Origin of the sequence: Actinotignum urematis (genome assembly GCF_051264595.1) — a bacterium.
GTDB lineage: Bacteria > Actinomycetota > Actinomycetes > Actinomycetales > Actinomycetaceae > Actinotignum > Actinotignum timonense_A.
Map to the genome: position 1 here is coordinate 22295 of NZ_JBOZBG010000024.1, position 9340 is coordinate 31634.

Sequence of the window (9340 nt, forward strand, 5' to 3'; positions counted from 1 at the left end):
GGGCTGGATCACAAAGTGGTACTGGAGCTACAACCAACCCCCGATTTTCTGTCGTGCAATACCACTCTGTAGGGCCCGCTGTTCTCCAGTACCACTACAACGGTCAAACACACCCTCCGCAGGGCAGGCCGATAGCCTCACCCCACCGCGGCAGCCACCTCCCGGCCGTGGCCCGCCCGCAAAATGTACGCCAGTGACATATTTAGCCCGGATTTATGTCAGGGACGTACATTTCACGAGGTTCACGGTCCAAAACGCACGTTTTGTAGCCGTGAATCTTGAGAATGGTCAACTCTGCCTATCCCGCCGCGGCGGGAGGCGGAGTGTTTTTCCGAGATGTACTTCGCATGTACAACAAGTGCAGTACAGCTTGGAAAACACATCGTCCCTCCCGTGCGCCGTGCCTAGGCTTGTATATACGACGACGCAGCCAGCCCGCCGCGCGTCCACCCCCGCGGGCCGGTGTGCCAGAAGCACGGAAACCTAATAGGATTGGGCTTGTGAGCATCCTTACACAGACGCATCATCGGCTCGTGCGCCGCCGCGCGAGCCGTGGGATTGCTGCCGCTTGCGCGCACGCCCGCCATATGTCGCCCGAGGATACGAGGAGATAAGCCATGTCCATTGAACCGACGACGCCCGCGAAGAATTCGGCACCCACGCCCGAAGAGAAGCCGGCAGCCACGCCCACGACTACGCCCGCGGCCGCGAAGAAACCGGCAGCCACAAAGGCAGCAGCGTCGAAGAAACCCGCGACCACTCGGCGCTCGACGAAGAGCACCAGTTCAGCGAAGAGCACCGGCACGGCAAAGGGCACCACAACGGCAAAAGCCCCCGCCAAGGCTAGCGCCGCGAAGTCCACGCGAAGCACCGGCACCGCGAAAACCACAAAAACCGCAGCAAAACCCGCGAAAACCACCGCGAAAACCGCGCCCTCCCCCACCACCCACGGCCGCCCGAACCCGGAAGGCTACCCGCCGGCGTTCCCGCAGGCACCGATGGCCCCGGTCCCCGCGCCGCGCGCGAATATTGCCCGCATCCCGATTATGGATGTAACCCCGTGCGTGCAAAACGGCTCGCTGGCAGCCAAGGGAACCGTGAACGAGGCTTTCCCCGTGCAGGCCACCGTGTGGCGCGAAGGCCACGATTTGTTCGGTTGCGAAGCCGTCCTCGTGGATCCGCAGGGCCGCGAGGTCCAAAGCGCCCCCATGGTGTTGGTACGCCCGGGCCTGGGCCGCTACGAAGGCTGGCTCACCCCCACCGAGCCCGGCGATTGGGCGTTCTTCGTGCGTTCATGGTCGGATCCGCTGGCCACCTGGCGCCATACCGCCGAGGCGAAGCTCCCGGTCGGCCAGGATATTGACCTGGTGTTCCTCGAGGCCGAGCAGCTGCTCAAGAGGGTGGCGAAATTGCTGCCGCGCGGTTCACAGGACCGGCCGGCGATTAATGACGCTATCGACGTCGTTCGAAAAAAGTCCATCCCGGCTTCGGTACGTTTCGCGGCCGTGACCTCCAGCGTCGTCGAAGATATTATCCAACGCTATCCGGTGCGCGATTTCGTGAGCGAATCGGCGCGTTTCCCCCTGGCGGTGGATCGCGAACTGGCCCTGCACGGCGCGTGGTACGAAATGTTCCCGCGTTCGGTCGGTGCGTGGCGCGACGACGAAGGTACCTGGCATTCCGGGACCCTGCGCACCGCGGCGGAAGATCTGCCCCGCATCGCCTCCATGGGCTTCGATGTGGTGTACCTGACCCCGATTAGCCCGATCGGCCTGACCGACCGCAAGGGCAAGAATAATTCGCTGATCGCCCAGCCCGGCGAACCTGGCTCGCCCTACGCTATCGGCAGCGAGGCCGGCGGGCACGATGCCATCCACCCGGACCTGGGCACCTTCGAAGATTTCGATGCCTTTGTGGCTACCGCGCGGGATTTGGGCATGGAGGTCGCCCTCGATATTGCGCTGCAATGCTCCCCGGACCACCCGTGGCTGCGCGAGCACCCCGAATGGTTCTTGCACCGCCCGGACGGCACCATCGCCTTCGCGGAGAATCCCCCGAAGAAATACCAGGATATTTACCCGCTCAATTTCGACGATGATCCGGAAGGTATCTACCAGGCCGTCAAGGGCGTGCTGGAAACGTGGGTTTCGCACGGGGTCACGCTGTTCCGGGTGGATAATCCGCATACCAAGCCGGTGAGTTTCTGGCAGCGGCTGCTGGCCGAATTCCGCCAGACCCACCCGGAGGTTATTTTCCTGGCCGAAGCCTTCACTGCCCCGCCGATGATGCGCGGCCTGGGTGCGGTGGGCTTCCACCAGTCGTACTGCTATTTCGCGTGGCGTAACGAAAAGAAGGAGATTGAGGACTACCTGTGGGAGGTAGGCCGGGAATCGGATGCGATGTTGCGCCCCACTTTTTGGCCGACGACGCACGATATCCTCACCCCCTACCTGCAGCATTCGGGCCCGAACGGGTGGAAGATCCGCGCGATTTTGGCGGCGATGGGCTCGCCCTCCTACGGGATCTACTCCGGCTATGAATTCGTGGAATCGGAGCCGCGCGGCAGTTTCGAGGAAATGAACAATAACGAGAAGTACGAATACCGCCCGCGGGATTACAGCCGTGACCCGTACGGTATCCAGGGGCTTCTCACCCGGCTCAATGAGATCCGCAAGGAGCACGTGGCTCTTCAGCGCCTGCGCGGGATCACGATTAATCCCACGTCGAACCCGAATATTGTGTGCTTCACGAAGGTGGCGCGCCCGGAGGAAACCCCGTCGGGAACCGCGGATCGGGTGATCGTGGTGATCAACCTCGACCCGCACACCACCCAGGAAGCGGAGATCTCCCTAGATATGTCCGCTTTCGGTGCTTTCGACGCCAGCGGCCTGCCGCTGGGCGGGGCACCCGAGCATATCGAGGTGGTGGACGAGCTGGGCGGCGGGCACTTCCAGTGGAATAACCGGCCCTTCGTGCGCCTCAATCCTTTCACCAGCCCGGCGCATATCCTCTCGGTAAAGGCCTGATTGCATGTCCCTTCCTTCCCTCAATGCCGCCACGTCCGGGCCCCGTATTGCCCAATCCGAACATCGCGGGCTCAGCGATAATCCGCAGTGGTATCGCCACGCGGTGTTTTACGAGGTCCTACTCAAGGCTTTTGGGGATACTGATGCCGATGGGGTCGGCGATATTCGCGGCCTCATCGCGCACCTCGATTACATCCAGTGGTTGGGGATCGACTGCATCTGGATCCCGCCGTTCTACCCCTCCCCGGGGCGGGACGGCGGGTACGATGTTGCCGATTACACCGCGGTGGATCCCCGCTACGGCACGATGGATGATTTTCGGGAGCTCGTTGATCAGGCCCACCGGCGCGGCATCCGCGTCATTATCGATATTGTTATCAACCACACCTCCGCGGATCACCCGTGGTTCCAGTCCTCCCGCGCCAATCCGGACGGGCCCTACGGGGATTTCTACGTGTGGTCGGATACTGATAAAAAATACGAGGATGCCCGGATTATTTTTGTGGACACCGAGGTATCGAATTGGACGTTCGATCCGGTGCGCAAACAATATTTCTGGCATCGTTTCTTCTCCCACCAGCCGGATCTGAATTTCGATAATCCCAAGGTGCATGAGGCGGTCCTCAATATTTTCCGCTTCTGGTGCGAGCTGGGGGTGGACGGGCTGCGCCTGGATGCCATCCCCTACCTCTACGAGCGGGACGGCACGAATTGCGAAAACCTCCCGGAAACTCACGCTTTTATCGCGAAGGTGCGCCGGGTCCTCGATGAGGAATTTCCCGGCACGCTCTTGCTGGCCGAAGCTAACCAGTGGCCGGAGGACGTCGTCGAATATTTCGGTACGGAGGAAGCGCCCGAATGCCATATGTGCTTCCACTTCCCCGTGATGCCGCGTATTTATTACGCGCTGCGCGACCAGCGAGCCACCGCGATCCGGGAGATTTTGGAGCGCACCCCCGCGATTCCGGCCGGAGCCCAGTGGGGTACCTTCCTGCGCAATCACGATGAGCTCACCCTCGAAATGGTGAGCACGGAGGAACGCGCCCTCATGTACGGCTGGTATGCCGAGGATCCGCGTATGCGCGCCAATGTGGGGATTCGCCGCCGCCTCGCCCCGCTGCTGGGGAATTCCCGAGCGGAAATTGAGCTGGCCCACGCGCTGCTGCTCTCGCTACCCGGCTCGCCCTACCTCTATTACGGGGACGAAATCGGGATGGGTGACAATATTTGGCTGCCGGATCGCGACGGCGTGCGCACCCCTATGCAGTGGAGTCCGGATCGCAATGCCGGGTTTTCCACCGCGGATCCGGGCCAGCTCTACCTGCCAGCCATTACCTCGCTGACCTATAACTACCAGGCGGTCAATGTGGAATCGCAGCTGGCGCAGCCGGCTTCGCTACTGCATTGGATTCACGGGATTCTGGAGGTGCGGCGCGGGCACCCGGCGATGGGTTCGGGTGATTTCGTGCTGCGCGAGTCCAATAATGACGCGATCCTCGCCTTCACCCGCTCCTGCCCGGAGGAAACCATCCTTTGCATTATGAACCTGGCCAATACCCCGCGCGCCGGGCGCGTTGAGCTGCCCACTTACGCCGGGTGGCTGGCCACGGATGTGTTTGGCGGGGCCGGGTTCCCGGCGGTTGGCGCGGATGGCAGCTACGACGTAACGCTGGGCAGCCGCGATTTCTTCTGGCTCAAATTGGATGCGCCCGGGCAGGCCGAGCCCGGCCCGGTGGAGGGCGCCCGCGCCGAAGAAAGCGGGGAGCAGGTGGATTTCGCGGCGCTCTCCCGCCCGGCGCCGGTGGATGCGGGAGCGGTGGCCGCGGCGGCTGCGGCGAGTGCGGCGAGTGCGGCGAGTGCGACGGCGCCCGCAGGAACGGCAGGGTCCGCAAGCGCGGACACACCGGAAGCCGCGGATAACACAGATCGCGAAGAAAGGAGCGCGGCGTGAGCTGGAGCATTGGCGAGCGGATGCCGGAACTCGAAGCGTGGATGCACGCGCGGCGCTGGTACCGCGGCGAGCCCCACCCGCTCTACCTGTGCGCCCGCTCCGACTTCGCGTGCAGCGCCGACCTCGCATCCAGCGCCGACCTCGCATCCAGCGCGGAGCCCTTCACCCTCACCTGGTTCATTATTGAAGCCGGCGCCGCGCTCTACAACGTCCCGCTGCTCCTTGCTCCCGAGGAAGGCGGCCCCGATGAAACCGGCCCGCGCGAAAACGGCGCAACTTACGGTTGCGGCACGCCCGATGGTTCCGGCACGCCCGATAGGAACGACGACGCCGCGCCAGCCACGCAATCCCCCACCAACGCCACCCCGGTTGCCCGAGCCCGCGGCCACCTTATTTTCGATGCGACGACGCATCCCGCCGGCCAGCGTTTCCTCTTCGAGGCTGCCACCGGCCAGCTCGGCAGCGCGCCGGCCGCGAGCGCGCCGGCCGCTGATTCCCCTACCGGCAGCAACGCTAACACCCGGCCCGAAGCAAACTCGCCAACCGCCGCGAGCGCGCTGCACCTAGTGACCCACCCGGCCGGTTTCCCGGGCAGCTACCGCAGCGCCCGGCCGCTGAATGGCGAACAATCCAATAGCTCGATTATTTACCAGACCAGCACTGTTCCCCTCATTATCAAGCTTTTCCGGGTGCTCAGTCCGGGCGCGAACCCGGATGTGGAATTGCAGGCAGCGCTCTCGGATACCGGCACGGTCCCGGCGCAATGGGGTTCGGCGGCGCTGGTGGGCGGGCTGGCCGAGGCGGGTAGCGATGTGCTGGTGGCTCAGGAATTCCTCACCGGCGCCCACGATGCCTGGCGCGTGGTCACGAGCTCCTTCCCCGCCGCCGATAAAAACGCCGCGAGTGCGCCCAGCACGGATACCCCGCCTGCCGCCGCACATGTGCCCGCGCCGAATTGCCCGCCCGCCGAACCGGAGCAAGCCGCCGCGTTGCTGGGTGATTTCGCCGCGCGCATCCGCGACCTGGGCGCCCTCACCCGCACCTTCCACACCGCGCTCGCCGCCCGCCTGGGTACCACCGCGGCGACGCCGCAGCTGCGCGAAGCGCAGCTGGCCAGCTGGCACTCCCGCGCCCGGGCCGCCCTCGCGGCAGTCCCGGAGCTGGAACAGCGCAGCGCCCAGATCGCTCAGGTTTTCGCCGCTGCCGCGGCCACGCCCTGGCCGGCTCTCCAGCGTATTCACGGGGATTACCACCTTGGCCAGGTGGTGGATGTGCCCAGGCGCGGTTGGGTGGCCCTCGATTTTGAAGGTGAGCCCCTGCGCCCGCTCTCCGAGCGCGTGGCTCCCGACCTCGCCCTGCGCGATGTGGCCGGTATGCTGCGTTCCTTTGATTATGCCGGCGGCCAGGGCGAACGCGATGGCCAGCCCGCCGCTCGCATGCGCGCCTGGACTCGTGCCGCCGAAGGTGCTTTCCTGGCCGGCTACGGCGCGATTCCCGCCGAACACCAGCCGCTGCTGCGCGCCCTCCTCCTGGACAAGGCGCTTTATGAAGTTGTCTACGAGGTCAATCAGCGCCCCGACTGGATTGATCTGCCCCTGGGCGGGGTCCACCGCCTGCTGGAGAACTAGCAGCCGGGCAGCTCAGTCCGCCGCGATTGCGGCGGGCTGCGGCGTCGTCGCCCTTGGCACGCCGCCACCCGCGCCCGCAACCGCTCCCGCGCGCTGTCCACGGCAGGCGCCCGCGGCCCGGGATCGCGCATCTTTCAGGTATCCTGGGATATGTAGATAGTCGCGCGGCACTTCCGGAAATTCCGCGGTACCGCTTGGCAGGACACAGCACATCACCGGCGCGCGCGGGTGGTTTCCCGCTCTGACCGCCTACGCTCCATCGTGCAGAGAGGCACACATGTCTGATTACGTAGAAGTTGATGAAGGCACGCTCGAGGCTGTTTCCAAGGGTTGGTACTACGCACCCCACGATGTCCTCGGCCCCCATTCCAACGGCAGCACCGTCACGATCCGTACCATTCGGCGGCTCGCGGATGCGGTATTTATCGAAACGCTGGACGGGCGGGTGCCGGCCGTGCACGAATACAACGGGATTTGGCGCGCGGTGCTCGATACCCCGAACGTGCCCGATTACCGGGTGGTGGCCTCCTACGGGGGCGTGGAAAGCCGCGGGGATGACCCCTACCGTTTCCTGCCCACCCTGGGAGAAACCGATATTTACCTGATATCGGAGGGGCGCCACGAAGAATTGTGGAATGCGCTGGGTGCGCATGTGCGCCACTTCCCCTCGGTCCTCGGGGATGTCACCGGCGTGGCCTTCTCGGTGTGGGCGCCCAATGCGCTCGCCGTGCGGGTGGTTGGTGATTTCAACGGCTGGGATGGTTCGCTGCACGCCATGCGTTCCCTGGGTAGCTCCGGGCTGTGGGAGCTCTTCGTGCCGGGCGCCGGCGCGGGGGCGCGCTACAAATTCGAAATCCAGTACAAGGATCTGAGCTGGCACCAGAAGGCCGACCCGATGGCCCGCTACAGCGAAACCGCGCCGTCTACCGCCTCTATCGTCACCGAATCCACCTATGAATGGAACGACGACGCCTGGATGGCCCAGCGCAATGACCCTGCATCGGGGCCGGTTTCCATTTACGAAGTCCACCTGGGTTCGTGGCGTAAGGGGCTGTCCTACCGGGAGCTCGCCGACCAGCTCATCGGGCACGTCAAGTATTGCGGCTTCACCCACGTGGAATTCATGCCGGTGGCCGAGCATCCCTTCACGCCCTCGTGGGGTTACCAGGTGACCGGGTACTATGCGCCCACCTCGCGCTACGGCACCCCCGATGATCTGCGTTACCTCATTGACCGGCTGCACCAGGCCGGCATCGGGGTGATTACCGACTGGGTGCCCGCGCATTTCGCCACCGACGAATGGGCGCTGGCGCGTTTCGATGGCCAGGCGCTTTACGAGGATCCGAATCCGCAGCGCGGCTCGCATCCGGATTGGGGCACGCTGGTCTTTGATTTCGGGCGCCGCGAAGTGCGGAACTTCCTGGTGGCCAATGCGCTGTACTGGCTGGAAGAATTCCATTTCGACGGCATCCGCGCGGACGCCGTGGCCTCCCTGCTCTACCTGGATTATTCGCGGGAAGCCGGGCAGTGGCAGCCCAATATTTACGGCGGGCGGGAAAACCTCGAGGCGATTTCCTTCCTTCAGGAAGTCACCGCCACCGCCTACCGGCGCAACCCGGGCGTCATGATGATCGCGGAAGAATCCACCTCCTGGCCGGGCGTCACGGCAATGACGGATAGCGGCGGGCTGGGCTTCGGCCTCAAGTGGAATATGGGCTGGATGAATGACACCATCCGCTACTTCGAGGAAGAGCCGGTCAATCGCCGCTGGCACCACGGAGAAATCACGTTCTCCATGGTCTACGCCTATTCGGAAAACTACCTGCTGCCCCTCAGCCACGACGAAGTAGTGCACGGCAAGGGCTCGCTCTACCAAAAGATGCCCGGCGACGACTGGCAAAAGCGCGCCGGCGTGCGCGAATTGCTCGCCTACCAGTGGGCGCACCCAGGTAAGCAGCTCCTGTTCATGGGCCAGGAATTCGCTCAGATCCGTGAATGGAACGACGACGCATCTCTCGACTGGTGGCTTACCGACCAGCCCGAACACGATGGCATCTTGTCCCTTGTGAAACGGCTCAACGAGATCTACGTGGAGCACCCGGCCCTGTGGAGTGATGATTTCACCCCGCACGGATTCGAATGGATTGACGGATCGGACGCCGATAATAACGTCATTACCTTCCTGCGCCGCTCTGCCGATGGCAAGGATATGGTTGTGGTGGCCTGCAATTTCGCGGGTATCCCCCACCACGATTACCGCATCGGTTTGCCGGCCGGGGGCACCTGGAAGGAAGTCCTCAATACGGACGCGGTGGAATACGGCGGTTCCGGGGTGGGCAACCTCGGGGAGGTCCACGCGGAGGAGGTCGGCTGGAACGGCCGGCCCTATTCGGCCCCCGTGCAGCTGCCCCCGCTCGGGGTGGTCTACCTGCACCACGCGGCGGAGGAAGTTGCAGAGGAGCTCGCGGCCGGAGATTCCATGCCCGCGGCCGAATCTAGCGAATCCGCAGGTGAAATGGGCGCGGATGGCAAAGAATCCGAGGCAGCCGCTGGCGAGCACGCCGAAACCGAAACATCCGCGAATCGCGAGGCCGAAGCGGAGGAATCCGAGGCAGCCGCAGCCGCCTAAAGCGGTCGCCTTATAGAGGCACCTCCTAAAACCTGACTTGGCTCATTTTGGCGTGATGTGATTCATATTGACGTTGTGGCCTGGGGTTTTGTCTCGTTGGTGGGTG

At 64.1% G+C, this 9340-nt stretch carries 4 protein-coding genes; all 4 read left to right on the forward strand.

Annotated features, from left to right (window positions below; translation table 11 throughout):
• Window positions 1-617: 617 nt before the first annotated feature.
• The 4 genes from ACRQDJ_RS08695 to glgB all read left to right on the forward strand — a co-directional run bounded on the left by ACRQDJ_RS08695 (window position 618) and on the right by glgB (window position 9234).
• Window positions 618-3026, forward strand: coding sequence for an alpha-1,4-glucan--maltose-1-phosphate maltosyltransferase (locus tag ACRQDJ_RS08695; protein WP_284904826.1), 2409 nt, complete (start codon window positions 618-620; stop codon window positions 3024-3026).
• A 4-nt stretch (window positions 3027-3030) separates the two neighbouring features.
• Window positions 3031-4977: a maltose alpha-D-glucosyltransferase gene (gene treS, locus ACRQDJ_RS08700; protein ID WP_284904825.1), complete on the forward strand. Its 1947-nt coding sequence runs from the start codon at window positions 3031-3033 to the stop codon at window positions 4975-4977.
• On the forward strand, window positions 4974-6605 hold the full coding sequence (locus ACRQDJ_RS08705) for a phosphotransferase (protein ID WP_284904824.1): 1632 nt from the start codon (window positions 4974-4976) through the stop codon (window positions 6603-6605). The genes treS and ACRQDJ_RS08705 overlap by 4 nt, the downstream gene beginning before the upstream one ends.
• A 277-nt stretch (window positions 6606-6882) precedes the next feature.
• Window positions 6883-9234: a 1,4-alpha-glucan branching protein GlgB gene (glgB, locus tag ACRQDJ_RS08710; RefSeq protein ID WP_284904823.1), complete on the forward strand. Its 2352-nt coding sequence runs from the start codon at window positions 6883-6885 to the stop codon at window positions 9232-9234.
• Window positions 9235-9340: the final 106 nt, after the last annotated feature.